Here is a 16,932-nt window from a genome sequence, read left to right as displayed (position 1 = left end):
GCCCACAAAAAAGCCCCGCACATGCGGGGCTTTTTCGTTGCCGCGAACCGCGCTCGATCAGTCGATATCGAGGAAGCTGCGCAGCTGTTCGGAGCGGCTGGGATGACGCAGCTTGCGCAGCGCCTTGGCCTCTATCTGCCGGATCCGCTCGCGGGTGACGTCGAACTGTTTGCCGACTTCCTCGAGGGTGTGGTCGGTGTTCATGTCGATGCCGAAGCGCATGCGCAGCACCTTGGCTTCCCGCGGAGTCAGCCCGGCCAACACGTCGCGCACGGTCTCGGACAGGTTGATGTTGGTGGTGTTCTCGATCGGGGACTCCACGTTGGTGTCCTCGATGAAGTCGCCCAGATGCGAATCCTCGTCGTCGCCGATCGGGGTTTCCATCGAGATCGGCTCCTTGGCGATCTTCATCACCTTGCGGATCTTGTCCTCCGGCATGTCCATTTCCTTGGCCAGCTCCTCCGGCGTGGCCTCGCGGCCGTACTGCTGGAGCATCTGCCGGGAAATGCGGTTCAACTTGTTGATCGTCTCGATCATGTGCACCGGGATACGGATGGTGCGCGCCTGATCGGCGATCGAACGGGTGATGGCCTGGCGGATCCACCAGGTCGCATACGTGGAGAACTTGTAGCCGCGGCGGTATTCGAACTTGTCCACGGCCTTCATCAGGCCGATGTTGCCTTCCTGGATCAGGTCGAGGAACTGCAGGCCGCGGTTGGTGTACTTCTTGGCGATCGAGATCACCAGGCGCAGGTTGGCCTCGACCATTTCCTTCTTGGCCTTGCGCGCCTTGGCTTCGCCATAGGCCATCGCCCGGCTGATTTCCTTCAGCTCGGTCAGGCTCAGGTAGGTCGCCTGCTCCACCGCCACGGTGGCTTCCTGCTCGGCGACGATCTGGTCCTTGACGTCGCGCAGCGCCGAAGACCACTTCTGCTTGCGCTTCAGTGCGTCGTCGACCCAGGCCACGTTGGTCTGGTTGCCTTCCCAGGAGCGGATGAAATCCTTGCGCGGCATCCGCGCCACATGCGTGGCCAGGTGCAGCACGCGACGCTCGTGATCCTTGACCTGGGCCATGGTGTCGCGCAGCTTGCGCACCAGCACGTCGGTCAGCGGCAGCGGCAGCTTCAAGGTGACGAACACCTCGGCGATGTCGGTGCGCAGCTTGGTGACCAGCTTGTGCTCGGCGCCGTTCTTGGCGTGCGCCTTCTTGAACTTGGCGTACTCGGTGGCCAGCACTTCCATGCGCCGCGCGACCTCGGCCGGATCCGGACCGGTCGGGCCGGCCTCTTCCTCGGCAGCTTCGACTTCCTCGTCGTCGTCGTCGGCATCGGCATCGGCGGCGCTGTCGTCGTCGCTGGCGACCACGGCCGGCGCCGGCTCTTCCTCGATCAGGTCGTTGAAGCCGACCACGATCTCGGCCAGGCGCTTCTTGCCTTCCTTGTGCTGTTCGTAGTCTTCGAGCAGGGTCTCCACCGCCAGCGGGAACGCGCCCAGCGCGGCCTGGACCTGGCTGAGGCCTTCCTCGATGCGCTTGGCGATGGCGATTTCGCCTTCGCGGGTCAGCAGCTCGACCGTGCCCATCTCACGCATGTACATGCGCACCGGGTCGGTGGTGCGACCACCTTCGGTGTCGAGCGCGGTCAGCGCCGCGGCGGCTTCTTCGGCCGCGGTGTCGTCGACTTCGCGATTGCCGGTGTTGCCGTCGTTGAGCAGCAGGGTCTCGGCGTCGGGGGCGACTTCATGGACGTCGATGCCCATGCCGTTGATCATGCTGATGATGTCTTCGATCTGCTCCGGATCGACTAGGTCGTCGGGCAGATGGTCATTGACTTCGGCGTAGGTCAGATAGCCCTGTTCCAGGCCCTTGCTGATCAGTAGCTTGATGTCGGATTGCTGGGCAGGACGTTCGTTGGCCATGAGTGCTCGCGCCACCGGCAGGTAGATGAATGAGTGAACCTAGCATTATAACAGCCCGGACCGCCGCTTGCCGGACGAGGAGCGAATCGCTCCGCCAGGAGCGCCCCGGATTAAGGCCGGAGCAGGAAGGTGACCGGGCCGTCGTTGACCAGGCTGACGATCATATGGGCACCGAAGCGCCCGCTTTCCACCCCCAGCGGATGCCGTTCCCGACAAATTTCCAGCAATCGGTTGAAGCCGCGTTCAGCCTCGGCCGGCGGCGCGGCGGTAGTGAAGCTGGGGCGCATCCCCGAGCCGGTGTCCGCGGCCAGGGTGAACTGGCTGACCAGCAGCAAGCCGCCGCCGGTGTCGCGCAGCGAGCGGTTCATGCGCCCGCTGGCGTCGGCGAACACGCGGTAGCCGAGCAGGCGCTCGGCCATGCGCTGCAACTTGGCCTCGTCGTCGCCCGGCTCCACCGCGACCAGCGCCAGCAGGCCGGGACCGATCTGTCCGACGACGTGGCCATCGACGCTGACCGCGGCCTGGGTGACGCGTTGAATCAGGGAGAGCATGGGCGGGACTCGGGACTCGGGACTCGGGAGCATCCGGGTTCGGCGCGGCGCTGTCATCCCGCCGGCATGATGACCGGGTCGCGGCGGCTGGCGAGCCGTCACGATCCGTGACCCCGATCGGCCCCTGCGACCGCGCCGGCCTGGCGCGACCGGCGCAGCGGATAAACTGGGGCGATGAAACCTGCAACGCTCGCGACCCTGCTGTACCGCTGCGCCGCCGCCGTGGCGCGCCTGCCCTGGCCGTGGCTGCGGCGCCTGGCCGACGGCTTGGCCTGGCTGTGGCTGCGCCAGGACGCGCGCGAGAGCCGGGTCACCCGCCGCAACCTGGAGCTGGCCTATCCGGACCTGTTGCCCAGCGAGCGCATCGCGCTGCACCACGACGTGCTGCGCTCCACTGCGAGGCAGGCGTTCGAGACGCTGGTGCTGTGGACACGGCCGCCGGCGCAGAACCTGGCGCGGCTACGCCAGCGCTACGGCCAGGAGCTTTACGACGCGGCGCTGGCCTCCGGGCGCGGGGTCATCGTGGCCGCGCCGCACTTCGGCAACTGGGAACTGCTCAACCAGTGGCTGGCCTCGCGCGGGGACATCGCCATCGTCTACCGCGCGCCGGCCTCCGACGTCGGCGACGCCTTCCTGCAGAAGGTGCGCAGCGGCGACAACGTGCGCCAGGTGCGCGCCGAAGGCCCGGCGGTGCGGCAACTGTTCAAGGTGCTCAAGGACGGCGGCGCGGTCGGCATCCTGCCGGACCAGCAGCCCAAGGCCGGCGACGGCGTGTTCGCGCCGTTCTTCGGCGTGCCGGCGCTGACCATGACCCTGGTCAACCGGCTGGCCGAGCGCACCGGCGCGATCGTGCTGTTCGCCTGGTGCGAACGGGTCGGCAACGACCTGGAGTTCGCGCTGCAAGTGCAGCCGGCGCCGGAGGCGATCGCCGACCCGGACCCACTGCGCGCCGCGACCGCGCTGAACGAGGGCGTGGAGCGGGTGGCGCGCCGCGACCCGGCGCAATACCAGTGGACCTACAAGCGCTACACGCTGCGCCCGGATCCGGCCGAACCCAATCCCTACGCCACGGCCAAACATCCGCATTAGCCGCAGCCGCTAATCGTCGTGCGGCTCGGCCGGGCTGGCGAGAATGCGCTGGTAGAACGCCAGGTCCAGCCAGCGCCCGAACTTGAAGCCGGCCTCGCGCACCGTGCCGGCGTGCACGAAGCCCAGTTGCTCGTGCAGCGCGATGCTGCCGGCGTTGCTGGCGTCGATGCCGCCCACCAGCACGTGCACGCCGCGTTCCTGCGCCGCCTCGACCAGCGCCAGCAGCAGGCGCCGCCCCAGGCCCTTGCCGCGATGGTCGCGATGCACGTAGACCGAATGCTCGACGCTGTACTTGAACGCCGGCCAGGCGCGGAAGGTGCCGTAGCTGGCGAAGCCGAGCAAGGTGCCGGCCACGTCCTCGACCCCGATCACCGGGAAGCCGCCGGCGCGCTTGGCCGCGAACCAGCCAGCCATGCTCTCCGGCGGCCGCGGCCGGTAGTCGTACAGGGCGGTGGAATGGACGATGGCCTCGTTGAAGATGTCCAGGATCGCGCCGGCGTGGCGCTGTTCGGTGCATTCGACGAGGTGCATGCGCAGGTCCTGGAGAACGGGTCCGGCGTAGTAGAAAACAATCGACCGCGCTTGAACATGCCCGCCCCCACCTGCCGGCGATCGCGGCCACGATCCAGTGAGTGACCGCGCGCCGGCCAGCGGTTGCATGCGATGCGTGGCGGCGCGGCGCACAGTGCGTTCCATCCTGCGCATGCTGGCGGCACGGCCAAACCACGCGACAATGGCCGGCCGGAACCGCCGCCGCGCCCGGCCCACAGCCGCGCGGGCCGGGCGCTGCGGCGCCGGCAAGCCTTGAAGCGGCGCCGGAGATCCCCATTTGGAGTCGTGCATGACCAGCCCCGTCCCCACCTCCGTGCACGCCTTCGGCGACCCCGCCGCGATCCGCAGCGAGCGCGCGGCCTCGGAACTGCGTGCCGGGCGTCCGGTGGTCATCGAGGACCGCCACGGCCATGCGCGGGCGGTGCTGGCGCTGGACAGCAGCACCGCGCAGTCCTACCAGAGCTTCGCGCAGGCGGCGGCGCAGCGGCACTACCTGTTCCTGACCCCGCCGCGCGCGCAGGTGCTGGGCCTGGCCGCGCCGCAAGGCGCGCGCGTCGCCCTCGCCGGCCAGTCCTACGACGCGCTGGCGGCGCTGGCCTACCTGCGCGACGGCCCGGTGCCGGCGCACTGGGTGCCGGGCGATGCGCTGGACGCCGGCGCGGTGGAGATCGCGCGCCTGGGCCTGCTGCTGCCGGCGATGATCGCGGTGGACCTGGGCGCGGACACCAGCGCCTTCCAGGGCTGCCAGTCGCTGCAGCTGGACGACCTGGAGCACGGCTGCGCGATGAGCGCCGCCGGCAACTACGAACTGGTGACCCGCACCCGAGTGCCGCTGCGCGACCTGGGCAACAGCGAGTTCGCGGTGTTCCGCGGCGGCGTGGCGCAGCGCGACCAGGTCGCGATCCTGATCGGCGAGCCCGACCTGTCCGCACCGGTGCCGGTACGGGTGCACTCCTCCTGCCTCACCGGCGACCTGTTCGGTTCGCTGAAGTGCGACTGCGGCGACCAGCTGCGGCATGGCCTGGCCAAGCTCCAGGAACTCGGCGGCGGCGTGCTGCTGTACCTGGACCAGGAAGGCCGCGGCACCGGCATCGCCACCAAGATGCGCGCCTACGGCTACCAGCACGACGGACTGGACACCATCGACGCCGACGCGCAACTGGGCTTCGGCGCCGACGAGCGCCGCTATGGCAGCGCGGTGGCGATGCTGCGCGGGCTCGGCATCCAGCGCGTGCGCCTGCTGACCAACAACCCCTCCAAGGCCGAGCGCCTGCGCGCGGCCGGCATCGAGGTGGTCGAACGCATCCCGATCACCGGCGCGATCACCGCCGAGAACGAAGGCTATCTGCGCACCAAGGCGGCCCGTGCCGGGCATGCGCTGGACGTGGACGCGCTGATCCGCGCCGTGCGCTGATCTGAGGCCGCGGCCCCGCGATGGCGGGGCATTTCCGCCCGGCGAGGGGCGTTCCATGCCGGCACCTGCCCGGTTCGTGCCCGGCGACAACGCAGCCGGGCGCCGCCCGCGTTACGATCGGGGCCTGCCGGCGCGCAAGCCGTGCCGTCCACCGCTTCGAGAACCCGCCGTGACCGCACCGCCGTCCCTGGATCCTCCCGCCGCCGCGCTTGGCGCCGATGCGCCGTCGGCCGACGCGGGCCCGGCCGACGACGGCTGGCAGCCGCTGCCGGTGCGCGGCGCCTGGCTGGCCGCGCTCGGCGGCGGCAGCATGCTCGGCTGCAGCATCCTGATCGGCGCGGCCATCTTCGGCCTTGGCCTGCACAGCGCGCAGGCGCTGCCGATCGGCGCCGCGGCGGCGGCACTGGGCGCGCTCGGCGGCGCCTGGGTGGGGTTCAAGCGCCATCGCCTGATCCGCTGGCGGCTCGATGCGCAGGGCCTGGCGCTGCGCCGCGGGCGCTGGTGGCAGAGCGAGGCGCACATCCCGATCTCGCGGGTGCAGCACCTGGACCTGCGCCACGGCCCGCTGCAGCGCGCCGCGCGCCTGTCCACGCTGGTGGTGCATACCGCCGGCACCCGCCACAACGCGGTGGCGGTACCCGGCCTGGACCAGGCCGACGCCGAGCGCCTGCGCGAACGCCTGGCGCACCAGCTCGACCACGACGACGACGCGCTGTGAGCGCGGCCCTGGACGCCGAGGACATCGCAGTCCGGCGCCTGCATCCGTGGTCGTGGCTGTTCGTGCTGCTGCAGCACCTCAAGCAGTTCCTGCTGCCGCTGCTGGTGCTGGCGGTGTTCGGCGGCCGCGACGGGCGCAACGACCACATCGACCAGTTGGTGATGCTGGCGGTGGGCAGCGCGCTGATCGCCGTCTCGCTGCTGCGCTACCTCACCTACCACTACCGGATCGGCCGCGACAGCCTGAGCATCCGCAGCGGCTGGCTGCAGCGCAGCCTGCGCGAGATCCCGTTCGCGCGCATCCACAACGTGGTCGTGCACCAGTCGCTGCTGCACCGCCTGTTCGGCGTGGCCGAGGTCCGCCTGGAATCGGCCGGCGGGGCCAAGCCGGAAGCGGAGATGCGGGTGCTACGGCTGGACCAGGCGCTGGCGCTGGAACGGCAGATCCGCCACCGTGCTCAGGCCGACCCGGCCAGCGCCGATGCCGCGTCGGCCAGCGACGTGCTGCTGGCGCTGCCCACTTCGGAAGTGCTACGCCAGGGACTGATCTCCAACCGCGGTATGGTGGTGGTGGCGGCCGCATTCGGCGCCACCTACCAACTGTTCCCCGAGCGCATGGTCTCCAACGCGATCGAGCACTACGGACGGCAGTTGTTCGGCTACGCCAGCCACCTGCACCTGGGCTGGATGGCCGGCGGGGTGACCCTGGCGCTGATGCTAGCGACGCTGCTGCTGAGCATGCGCGTGCTGTCGATGGCGCTGGCGCTGCTGCAGTACCACGGTTTCCGGCTCAGCGAGAGCGAACGCCGCCTGACCGTGGAGCGCGGCCTGCTGGCGCGGCTGCGTACCAGCGTGGCGCGGCGCCGCATCCAGGCCTGGACCCTGCAAGAGGGCATGCTGCACCGCCTGCTGCGGCGGCGCAGCCTGCACATCGACACCGCGGTGATGGACGGGCATGGCGAGCAGGGCCGCGCGCTGAAGGAACTGGCGCCGCTGGCGACCCCGGCCGCCTGCGATGCGCTGCTGCATCGGTTGCTGCCGCAGATCGCGTGGCCGCCGCCGCAGTGGCATGCGATCGCCACGCGCTGCTGGTGGCGGCTGTGCCTGCCGGCAGCGTGCCTGGTGCCGCTGGCCTGCGCCGCGCTGTGGCGCCCGTTCGGCGCCTGGGCCGCACTGTCGCTGCTGTGGCTGCCGTGGTCGGCGTTCAAGGCCTGGCGCCAGGCGCAACGCATGGGCTATGCCGTGGACGCGCGCTACGTGGCGGTGCGCGGCGGCTGGTGGACGCGCTGGTGGCGGCTGGCCGAGATCGACAAGCTGCAGGCGCTGCAGCTGACCCGCTCGCCGCTGGACCGCTGCTGCGGCACCGCCACGCTGTGGCTGGATACCGCCGGCGCCCGCCATGGCGAGCCGCCGTTGCGGGTGCGTCTGTTGCCCGAGACCGAAGCGCAGGCGCTGTACCTGCAACTGAGCCGCGCGCTGGCGCGGCGCCGGCTGCGCTGGTAGCGGCGCGCGCCGCACCCGGCCACGCGCCGGCTCAACGCGCGCCGCGGCCCCAGTAGCCGATGCGCCGGCGGATCTTCAGCTTGCGCCAGAAATTCCACGGCTTGCGCCGCGGGTTGCGCGCGCCCTCGGCGACGAAATCGTCGATCGCGCGCAGCACGCGCTCGCTGGACTGGCCGTCGCGGTAGGGATGCAGGCCGTCGGCGAACGCGCGGATCGCCGCCATCAGTTCCGGCGGCCGCGCCAGCGCGCGGCGGATGGCCGGCTCGAACTGCGCCGGATCGTCGATGTCGATCAGCTGCGGGCCGGGGCGCCGGTTCTTGAACGTCACCACCGGCTTGTAGGTGAGCAGGAATTCGTTGAGCGCCGAGGAGGTGTCCGAACACATCATGTCCACCTGCGGGAACAGCTCCAGGATGTTGTCGTTGTCGGCAAACTGCAGGTATTCGCTCTCCAGCGCCCGGTAGCGCGCGACCACGTCCGGATCCATCTTCGGATGGAAGGTCACGATCCAGCGCCATTCGCCGCTGCGCGACAGCCGCGCGACCTCGTCGTAGAGGATGCCGGCCGCGCTCCACGACGGCGAGAACGTGGAGTGGTACAGGATCACCGGCGGCTGCCGCACCGGCGCCAAGTCGCCGCCGATCTCGCGCATGAACGGATCGATCTTGGGGAAGCCGGTTTCCTTCACCGCGAAGTGGCCGAGCCTGCGCGCCAGCGCGCCGAACGCGGCGGTGTCGCGCGGGCCGGTGGTGCAGTACAGGTCGAAGAAGCCGCGCACGTAGATGTGCCGCGGCTTGCCGGCATCGAACCCGTGGAAGGTCTCGACCTTCACCCCGGGGAAGAAATGCGGCACCGCGTTGCTGGAGGTGATCACCGCGTACGGATTCCACGCCAGCACCTCCTCGACCGTGGCCAGATGGCGCTCGTCGGCGCTCAGGTCGGCGGCGCCGGGGCCGTCGAAGAACCAGGCCGCCTCGTCGCCGCGCGCGCGGATCGCCGCCTGCAGCGGGCGCAGGATCGCCAGCGCATAACGCTCCGATCCGTACAGCAGGTAGTGCTTGCTCATCAGTGCTCCAGATCGTGGCGTTGCAGTTGCGCCCGCGCCTGCTCCACCGAGGCCGGGTTGTACTGCATCTCGTAGTAGCGCATGCGCTTGTACAGCGCGTAGCTGGCCGCGGTCTGCGCCACCACGAAGCCGCGCCAGCCGTCGAGCACCGCCAGGCGCAGCAGGTAGTCCTTGAGGAAGGCGCCGACGAAGACGAACGGGCTCTGCCACATTCTCACCGGCTTGCGCTTGTCGCGCCAGCCGAGCGCCTTCAGTTCGGCGTAGCGCAGCACCTTGAGCTGCTTGTGCACCAGGGTCGGGTTGTGCAGGTGGTTGAACGGCGGCGCGAATTCGGCGCTGGCGCCGTCGAAGCGCAGCGATTCGTGCACCCGCGCATCGCTCCAGCGCGCGCGGCCGCGGTGGTACAGCCGTGCCAGGCGCTCGCCGACCATCGGCCGGTACCAGCGCATCGGCGCGCCCATGTACCAGGTGCTGCGACGCAGCCACACCGCGTCCAGCCGGTCCTCGGCCAGCACCTGCGGCAGCCGCGCCAGGCATTCGGCGCGCAGCGCATCGGACAGGAACTCGTCCGCGTCCAGCACCAGAATCCAGTCGTGCGCGGCCTGGGTGGAGGCGAAGTTGCGCTGCGCGCCGAAACCCAGCCAGGCCTGTTCGACCACGCGCGCGCCATGCGCGCGCGCGATCGCCACGGTGTCGTCGCTGCTGCCGCAGTCCACCACCAGCTTGTCGGCGGCGAACGGCACGCTGTCCAGGCAGCGCGCGATGTTGGCGGCTTCGTTGTAGGTCATCACCACCAGGCTGAGCGGCAGGGTGATCGCGGCGGCGTCGGCCATGGCGCTCGGTATCCGAAAGGAGCGGTGCAAGCTGCGGTCGCGGCGCGGACGGCGCCGCACCGCTTGGCGATGCGGGACCGGCAGTCTACCGGCTTCCGGCAGCCCGTTCAGCGGCGCCGTCGCGCACGCGCGGCGCGGCGGCATCGCAGGCCGCCAGCCCGATCAGCACGCCGACCAGCGACACGTAGAAGCCGGTGGTCACCTGGTGCGCGAACATCGACTGGGTCATGCCGCACAGGATGTAGGCCGCGACCACCATGATCCCGGTCGCGGCCGGACCATGGAACTCGCGGTGCGGGCGGCGCCGGTACAGGCGCACCAGCAGCCACAGCGGCACGCCGTAGACCAGCACGATCAGCAGCGTGCCGGGCAGGCCCTGGGTCGCGCTCCATTCGGCTAGGTCGTTGTGCGCATGGCCCAGATGGCAACGCTCCACCCATGTGCTGCCGCGGCAATCCGGCAGGCGCAGCATCGCGTTGTCGAAGCGGCCCACGCCGACCCCGACCAGCGGATGCTCGACGAAGGTCGCGGCGGCCACCTGCAGGCGCTCGATGCGCGCGCCGGCCGAGGAATCACTGTCGCCGCGCTCGTAGCGCTGCACGTCGTGATGCAGCTCGGCCAGGCGGGTCTGCCGGGTCAGCGCCGGGACGCTCAACACCAGGGTCGCCGCCAGTGCGGTGAGCACGCCCAGGATCACCAGCCGCGCGCCGCCGCTGCGCCAGCGCACGCACAGCGCGGTGACCACCAGCAGCAGCAACATGCCCAGCCATACGCCGCGGCTGCCGCTGAGCAGGATGGTCGCGCAACCGGCGACGATCGCGACGATGGTCCACGGCCAGTGCCCGTGCGGCCGGCAGAACACCGCCACCACCATCAGCATCAGCACCACGTCGGCCAGCACGATCGCGTTGGTCCAGCCTTCGGCGCGCGGCTCGCCGTGCAGCACCTGCACGACCGCCACCGCCAGCGTGGCGAAGATGCCCAGCAGCGCGCCCCACCACAGCAGTTGCCGCGGCGGGCGCAGCGCGTAGACCCACAGCGCGGCCCATGGCAGCACCAGGAAGCGGGTGCGGTTGTCGATGTCCTTCAGCGGCTGGCCGAAGTACAGCAGCGAGACCACCGACAGCCCGATCACCAGCAGCGCCAGCACGCCGAGCCAGCGCAGCGACGGCTGCAGCCCGGCCGCGGCGCGGCGCATGCGGCCCAGCGCCAGCAGGCTGGTCGCCAGCAGCAGCAGGCCGAACGGCAACAACCCGCCCGGCATGCTGACCACCAGCGCCGGCAGGCACAGCATGCCCAGCGCAGCCGCCCGCTCGACCAGCACATGGCGAGGGGAGGAGGACGCGGCCAGCGGCGATGCGGCGCGATGCGATGCGGCTTCTTCGGTCATCTGGAAAGCGGACGGAAAGACGGTGGTGGGCGATGATCCAAGCTCTACCCCTAACCCGACCTGACCTGTACGCGGCCGCTACTGGCCGGTGCACACGTGGCCGGCGGCGGCGCATCGCCGAGCAGATCGGCCACCGCCGCCTGCAGGCGCTCGCCGAACTCGCGCTGGCGCGATTCGAAGAAGCTGCGCGCCGCGGTGCCCAGCGCATCGCACTGCATCGGCGCCAGCGCCAGCGCCTGCGCCATCGCCCGCTCGATGCCGGCCGCGTCGATCTGGTAGCGCACGCCGAAATTGTCCGCGCGCTCGCCGACCGGCGCGATCAGGATGCCGCGTTCGGCGCCCACCAGTTCGTTCATCGGCGCACCGTCAGTGGTGATCACCACCGCGCCGACGCTCAGCGCTTCCATGATGTAGTGGCCGAAACCCTCGACCTCGGACGGGCACAGGTGGAAGCGATGCGCGTTCTGCAGCCGGCGCAGTTCGCGCTGGTCCAGGTAGCCGGTCAGGTAGTCGATGTTCGCGGCTTCGATCGGGCGCGACTTCTTGGCGCTCTGCACCACGGTCAGCCGCGGCCATTCCGGATGGCGCGCCCAGGTCTGCAGCAGCACCGCGGTGCCCTTGGCCGAACTGCGCCCGGCCACGTGCAGGCAGGCGCGCTCGCGCGGCACCTGCGGGCGGTAGCAGTCGTCGCTGCAGAAACCGATGAACGCGGTCGCCGGGCCCAGCGTGGAAAAGCGTTGCTCGGCCTGCCGGGTCTTGCACAGCACCCGCTCGAAGCGCGGCAGCCAGCGCAGCCACTTGCTGCGGAACCATTCCGGATTGGGTACCAGCACGTTGCGGCGGCCGGCGCCCAGGCAGCGCGGATAGACCCGCTCCAGGAAGATCTGCAGGTCGGCGCGGCCGCGCAGCAGGCTGCGCAGGGCCAGGCGCAGTTCGCGCAGGTGGTTGGCGAAGCGTACGGTGCCGAAGCCGAGCACCTCCACCCGATAGCGACCGCCGTTGCGCAGCGTCTCGGCGACCACCTGCAGGTCGCGGCTCAGGCCGCCGCCGTTGTCGCGGCTGATGACCCGGATCAGGCGCATCGGCACGCCCGCCCTCCTGCGCGCATGGCGCCTGCGTTGCGAGCGAAGCAGGCGCGGCCGCGGCTCACTCGAAGCGGTCCTTATCCTGCTCGCGCAGGCGATCGCGGTCGCTGCCGGTGACCACGCATTGCCCGTGCACGGCGCCGGCCGGCACCAGCCACCAGTTGCGGCGGTTGGACACGCCGGCCAGGGTGCTGGCGCCACGATCGATGCAGCCGAGCATCGCCGCTTCCTGCACCAGCAGCCAGCGGCGCTGCGGCGCCTGCGCCTGCCAGGCCACGCCGCGGCGCAACTGCTGGTCCCACGGCACCACGAAACCGAACGTGGTCGCGGCGCGGTCGGCCATCAGCAGGTTCTGCTCCTTCCATGCGACCAGGCCCAGCTCGGCATCCGGGCCGATGCGGCGGCCGGCCGCTTCCATCACTCCGCGTGCGGAGCTGGAGAGATTGATCAACGGATACACCATCAGCCCGACCAGCACCCACAGCATGCTCAGCGTCGACGCCATCGCCAGGTGCGGGCGGCGGCGCGCGAACACCGCCAGGCTGGCCACGCCCCACAGGCCGATCGCCAGCAGGATCCAGCCCAGCGCCTGCACGGTCGGCAGGTCCACGCCGCGCTCCTGCATCATCTGCGCGCGGAAGCCGTGCCCGGCCAGGACCGCCGCGCCGACCGCGCCCAGCGCCACGGTCAGCAGCACGGTGAACGCCAGCAGCAGGCGCTTGACCCCGGTCCTGCGCAGCAGCCCGGGGATCAGCGGCGCCATCGCCAGGCACAGCATCGGCAGCGCCGGCAGGATGTAGACGTCGCGCTTGCCGGTCGGGATCGAGAAGAACAGCACGATCAGCGCCCACCACGCCAGCGGCAGCAGATAGCGCGGATCGCGCCGGCGCAGGCGCCGCGCCCAGGCCGGGATCGCCCATGGCAGGGCCAGCAGCAGCGGCAGCCACATGCTCGGCATCACCCCGAAGAAGTAGAACGGCCCGTGCGGGTGGTCCCAGGACTTGGTGTAGCGCCCGGCGGTCTGCCGGAACAGGATGTCGTCGAGGTAGGCGCGGTATTCGGGCTCGTGCGCCGACAGTGCCGTGGCCACCATCGGCACCAGCCAGATCGACACCGCGCCCAGGAACGCCAGCGGCCCCAGCCAGAAGCGCGGATCGCGCGCACCGACCCTGACCCCGCGCCACTGCGCCAGCGACGCGGCCGCGGCAGGCAGCAGCATCAGCAGCGCCAGCGCGCCAACGCCCTTGGTGATCGTACCCAGGCCGGCGGCGAACCAGCCCAGCGCCCACATCCGCCAGTCCGGTCCGCGCAGCACGTGGCGCAACAGGCCGTAGTTGGCCAGGGTGATGTAGAACACCACCAACGGATCGATCTGCGCCTTCTTCGCCTGGTAGGTGAAGTGGAACGCGAACAGCAGCGCGTACGCCGCGTACATGCCGACCCGGCGCGTCCACAGTCGCCGGCCCAGGTCGTAGACGCAGGCCAGCGTGCCCAGCCCGGCCAGCAGCGACGGCAGCAGGAACGCCACCCGCCAGTTGCCGAACAACTCATAGAACGAGGCCTGCAGCCACATCAGCATCGGCGGCTTGTCCGAGTACAGCTCGGTGCCGCGGTGCGGGAACAGCCAGTTGCCGCTGTCCACCATCTGCTTGGCGACCAGCGCGAAGCGCGGTTCGTCGGCCGGGTGCGGGTCGCGCAGGCCGAGCCCGGCGCCGAGCACCAGCAGCGCGAGCAGGGCCAGCAACCAGAATTCTCGGGACGCGCGGGTCTTCAGCATGGGACGGGATGATACCGGGGCCGCTTCACGCCGTCTTGCGCAGCCGCGCATAGAAGAAACCGTCGCGATCCTGCTCGCCAGGCAGGCGCTGGCGGCCGCCGCCATCCGCGTGGCCGCAGGCGGCGCCGGGGTCCTCGGCCACGGCATCGGCGGTGCGTGCCAGGAACGCCTGCAGCTGCCGCGCGTTCTCGTCCTTGAGCAGCGAACAGGTCGCGTAGACCAGCACCCCGCCCGGCCGCAGCACCTGCCAGCCGGCGTCCAGCAGCCGCGCCTGCAAGGCCTGCAGCGCGACGACGTCCTCGCGCCGCCGGTGCAGCAGCACGTCGGGCTGGCGGCGCACGATGCCGGTGGCCGAGCACGGCGCGTCGAGCAGCACCGCATCGAACGCCACCCCATCCCACCAGGCGTCGGGCTGCGCCGCATCGGCCACCTGCAGCACGGCTTGCGCCCCGGCGCCGGTACGCGCGAAGGTCTCGCGGACCCGCGCCAGGCGCCGCGCGTCCACGTCCAGCGCGGTCAGGCGCAGCGTCGGATCGCGCTCGAGCAGGTGCGCGGACTTGCCGCCGGGCGCAGCGCAGGCGTCCAGCACGCGGGCGCCCGGCGCCGGCGCCAGCACGTCGGCGACCCGTTGCGCCGAGCCGTCCTGCACCGAGACCCAGCCGTCGGCGAAGCCGGGCAAGGCGCTCATCGCCACCGACTCGGCCAGGCGGATCGCATCGGCCAGGTCCGGCACCGCCTGCGCGCCGATGCCGGCCTCGGCCAGCTGCTGCAGATAGGCCTCGCGGGTGCCGCGCTGGCGGTTCACCCGCAGCCACAGCGGCGCCGCCTGCTGGCTGGCGGCGAAGATCGCCTCGGCCTGTTGCGGCCAGTCGGCATGCAGCGCATCGCGCAGCCACAGCGGCCAGCCGGCGTCGGCGGCGACCGCCGGCAGGCCGTCGCGCAGCGCGCGGCGCAGCAAGGCGTTGACCATGCCGGCCTGGCGCGGCCGGTCCAGCGCCCGCGCCGCCTCCACCGTCGCCGACAGCGCCGCGTGCGGCGCCAGGCCGAGCACGTCGAGCTGGGCGAACCCGGCCATCAGCAGCGTGCGCAGTTCGGCGTCGCGCTGCGGCAGCTGCTTCTGCAGCCACAGCCGCAGCGCCGCCTCGTAGGCCGGACGCCGGCGCAGCACCGCGAAGCAGATCGCCTCGACCAGGGCGCGATCGCGCGGATCGGGCAGCGCCGGCAACGCCGTGGCCAGTTCGGCCTTCAGCGAACGGCCGCGGTCGATCACCGCGGCCAGCACGCGCGCGGCGGCGACGCGTGGCGCGACGCCGGGCGGCAGGGCGGCGGCAGGCGCCTGTGTCATGGCCGGTGGCGCCGGTTCAGGCCAGCACCGGCAGATCGCGCCGGGCGTTGAGGTAGTCGGCGGCGGTGATCGCCTTGCCGCCGTCGCGCTGCAGCACGCGCAGGCGCAGCGCGCCCTGGCCGCAGGCGATGTCGATGCCCTGCTTGGAGGCGGCCAGCACCGTGCCCGGCGGTTGCGCGTGGGCCAGGTCCAGGGCGATCGCGCCGTGCACGCGCACGCGCTCGCCGGCCAGCACCGCTTCGGTGATCGGCCATGGATTGAACGCGCGCACCCGCAGCGCCAGCTGCGCCGCCGGCTGCTGCCAGTCCAGCCGCGCCTGCGCCTTGTCCAGCTTGTGCGCATAGGTGACGCCGGCCTCGGGCTGCGGCTGCGGCACCGGGCGGATGCCGGCGCGCAGCAGACCCAGGCCGTCGGCCAGCACCTGCGCGCCGAGCGCGGCGAGGCGGTCGTGCAACTGCCCGCCGGTTTCGGTGTCGCCGATCGGCGTGCGCTGCGACATCAGCACCGGGCCGGTGTCCAGGCCCGCTTCCATCTGCATCAGGCACACGCCGGTCTCGCTGTCGCCGGCCTCGATCACGCGCTGGATCGGCGCGGCGCCGCGCCAGCGCGGCAGCAGCGAGGCATGCACGTTCCAACAGCCATGGGTCGGGATCGCCAGCACCGCCTTGGGCAGGATCAGGCCGTAGGCCACCACCACCAGCAGGTCCGGCTGCAGCGCGCGCAGGGTCTGCAGCGCGTCCGGCGAACGCAGCGTGTCCGGCTGCAGCACCGGGATGCCGCGCGCCACCGCCTCCAGCTTGACCGGCGACGGAGTCAGCCCGCGGCCACGCCCGGCCGGCCGGTCCGGCTGGGTATAGACCGCAACCACCTCATGGCGCTGCGCGGCCGCGCGCAACGACGGCACGGCGAAGTCCGGCGTACCGGCGAAGACGATTTTCATTGGGCGGGGATTCGGGAGTGGGGATTAGGGATTGGCAACGGCAGGACTCGGCGACCGGAAGGGATCCGATTCGCTATGACGAATCCCCACTCCCCAATCCCGAATCCCGGCCTTCAAGCCACGTGCTTGCGCGCCTTGGCCAGCTTCTTGCGCACCATCTCGCGCTTGAGCGGGGACAGGTAGTCGACGAACAGCTTGCCGTCCAGGTGGTCCATCTCGTGCTGCACGCACACCGCCAGCAGGCCGTCGCTGGACAGTTCCTGCGGCTGGCCCTGGCGGTCCAGGTAGCGCACCACGATGGCGTCGGCGCGGGCCACGTCGGCATAGATGCCGGGCACCGACAGGCAGCCTTCCTGGTACACCTGCTCGCCGTCGCGCTGCACGATCTGCGGGTTGATGAACACCTGCGGGGTGTTCTTCTCCTCGCTGACGTCGATGACCATGAAGCGCTTGTGCACGTCCACCTGGCTGGCCGCCAGGCCGATGCCGGGAGCCTCGTACATGGTCTCGAACATGTCGTCGAGCAGGCGCTGGAACGCCGGGGTGGTCACTTCGGCAGGGTCGACCGGCACCGCCTTGGTGCGCAGGCGGGGATCGGGGAATTCGAGGATGGGGAGCAGGGCCATAGCGGTACCCAGTTGGGGGCGCCGGACAATTCGGCAAGGCCGGCCAATTCTACTCCGTTCTCGCCGGCGCTTGCGCCGCGCCCTGGGTTCTGGACTATAGTGCGCGGACCTGTTGGGGAATCAGGCT

15 protein-coding genes are annotated in these 16,932 nt (G+C 71.1%); 4 read left to right on the top strand and 11 right to left on the bottom strand.

Annotated elements, in window-relative coordinates; genetic code table 11:
- Positions 1 to 57: 57 nt before the first annotated feature.
- Entirely contained in the window at positions 58 to 1,917 is a 1,860-nt protein-coding gene (rpoD, locus tag J2Y70_RS03635) for an RNA polymerase sigma factor RpoD (protein ID WP_309913450.1), read from the bottom strand.
- Positions 1,918 to 2,027: 110 nt separating this feature from the next.
- Positions 2,028 to 2,468 (bottom strand): D-aminoacyl-tRNA deacylase, encoded by a 441-nt coding sequence (gene dtd / locus J2Y70_RS03630; RefSeq protein ID WP_309913447.1) that lies wholly within the window; start codon positions 2,466 to 2,468, stop codon positions 2,028 to 2,030.
- A 174-nt stretch (positions 2,469 to 2,642) separates the two neighbouring features.
- Here dtd and J2Y70_RS03625 point away from each other — a divergent pair, with 174 nt between their 5' ends.
- The gene (locus J2Y70_RS03625) at positions 2,643 to 3,557 is read left to right on the top strand and encodes a lauroyl acyltransferase (RefSeq protein ID WP_263395943.1); all 915 of its coding nucleotides are present in this window, start codon (positions 2,643 to 2,645) and stop codon (positions 3,555 to 3,557) included.
- 9 nt (positions 3,558 to 3,566) lie between these two features.
- On the opposite strand, the gene J2Y70_RS03620 is transcribed toward J2Y70_RS03625, so the two are convergent.
- Positions 3,567 to 4,088 (bottom strand): N-acetyltransferase family protein, encoded by a 522-nt coding sequence (locus tag J2Y70_RS03620; RefSeq protein ID WP_309913444.1) that lies wholly within the window; start codon positions 4,086 to 4,088, stop codon positions 3,567 to 3,569.
- A 310-nt stretch (positions 4,089 to 4,398) separates the two neighbouring features.
- Here J2Y70_RS03620 and ribA point away from each other — a divergent pair, with 310 nt between their 5' ends.
- The 3 genes from ribA to J2Y70_RS03605 all read left to right on the top strand — a co-directional run bounded on the left by ribA (position 4,399) and on the right by J2Y70_RS03605 (position 7,743).
- On the top strand, positions 4,399 to 5,523 hold the full coding sequence (ribA, locus tag J2Y70_RS03615) for a GTP cyclohydrolase II RibA (protein ID WP_309913442.1): 1,125 nt from the start codon (positions 4,399 to 4,401) through the stop codon (positions 5,521 to 5,523).
- A gap of 265 nt (positions 5,524 to 5,788) precedes the next feature.
- Positions 5,789 to 6,241 carry a PH domain-containing protein gene (locus J2Y70_RS03610; protein ID WP_309914668.1) on the top strand — a complete coding sequence of 151 codons (453 nt, stop codon included), beginning with the start codon at positions 5,789 to 5,791 and terminating at the stop codon, positions 6,239 to 6,241.
- Positions 6,238 to 7,743, top strand: a complete 1,506-nt coding sequence (locus tag J2Y70_RS03605; RefSeq protein ID WP_309913439.1) for a PH domain-containing protein — start codon at positions 6,238 to 6,240, stop codon at positions 7,741 to 7,743. The genes J2Y70_RS03610 and J2Y70_RS03605 overlap by 4 nt, the downstream gene beginning before the upstream one ends.
- A 31-nt stretch (positions 7,744 to 7,774) precedes the next feature.
- Here J2Y70_RS03605 and J2Y70_RS03600 read toward each other — a convergent pair whose 3' ends face one another.
- From J2Y70_RS03600 to def, 8 genes are all read right to left on the bottom strand, one after another.
- The gene (locus tag J2Y70_RS03600) at positions 7,775 to 8,809 is read right to left on the bottom strand and encodes a CDP-glycerol glycerophosphotransferase family protein (RefSeq protein WP_309913437.1); all 1,035 of its coding nucleotides are present in this window, start codon (positions 8,807 to 8,809) and stop codon (positions 7,775 to 7,777) included.
- A complete protein-coding gene (locus J2Y70_RS03595; RefSeq protein WP_309913435.1) occupies positions 8,809 to 9,642 on the bottom strand; it encodes a glycosyltransferase family 2 protein in 834 nt (277 codons plus the stop codon). The genes J2Y70_RS03600 and J2Y70_RS03595 overlap by 1 nt, the downstream gene beginning before the upstream one ends.
- A gap of 85 nt (positions 9,643 to 9,727) precedes the next feature.
- The gene (locus J2Y70_RS03590) at positions 9,728 to 11,032 is read right to left on the bottom strand and encodes an O-antigen ligase (RefSeq protein WP_309913433.1); all 1,305 of its coding nucleotides are present in this window, start codon (positions 11,030 to 11,032) and stop codon (positions 9,728 to 9,730) included.
- A 50-nt stretch (positions 11,033 to 11,082) separates the two neighbouring features.
- A complete protein-coding gene (locus tag J2Y70_RS03585) occupies positions 11,083 to 12,114 on the bottom strand; it encodes a glycosyltransferase (protein WP_309914663.1) in 1,032 nt (343 codons plus the stop codon).
- A gap of 64 nt (positions 12,115 to 12,178) precedes the next feature.
- Positions 12,179 to 13,894: a glycosyltransferase family 39 protein gene (locus tag J2Y70_RS03580; RefSeq protein WP_309913428.1), complete on the bottom strand. Its 1,716-nt coding sequence runs from the start codon at positions 13,892 to 13,894 to the stop codon at positions 12,179 to 12,181.
- A gap of 25 nt (positions 13,895 to 13,919) precedes the next feature.
- On the bottom strand, positions 13,920 to 15,239 hold the full coding sequence (gene rsmB, locus J2Y70_RS03575) for a 16S rRNA (cytosine(967)-C(5))-methyltransferase RsmB (protein WP_309913426.1): 1,320 nt from the start codon (positions 15,237 to 15,239) through the stop codon (positions 13,920 to 13,922).
- Between the two features lie 16 nt (positions 15,240 to 15,255).
- A complete protein-coding gene (gene fmt / locus J2Y70_RS03570) occupies positions 15,256 to 16,179 on the bottom strand; it encodes a methionyl-tRNA formyltransferase (RefSeq protein WP_309913423.1) in 924 nt (307 codons plus the stop codon).
- Positions 16,180 to 16,292: 113 nt separating this feature from the next.
- The gene (def, locus tag J2Y70_RS03565) at positions 16,293 to 16,805 is read right to left on the bottom strand and encodes a peptide deformylase (RefSeq protein ID WP_263395954.1); all 513 of its coding nucleotides are present in this window, start codon (positions 16,803 to 16,805) and stop codon (positions 16,293 to 16,295) included.
- Positions 16,806 to 16,932 lie beyond the last annotated feature (127 nt).

This window comes from Xanthomonas sp. 1678 (assembly GCF_031455575.1).
GTDB lineage: Bacteria > Pseudomonadota > Gammaproteobacteria > Xanthomonadales > Xanthomonadaceae > Xanthomonas_A.
The sequence above is the reverse complement of the archived record's forward strand: the minus strand, read 5'-3'. Positions and strand labels throughout refer to the sequence as shown.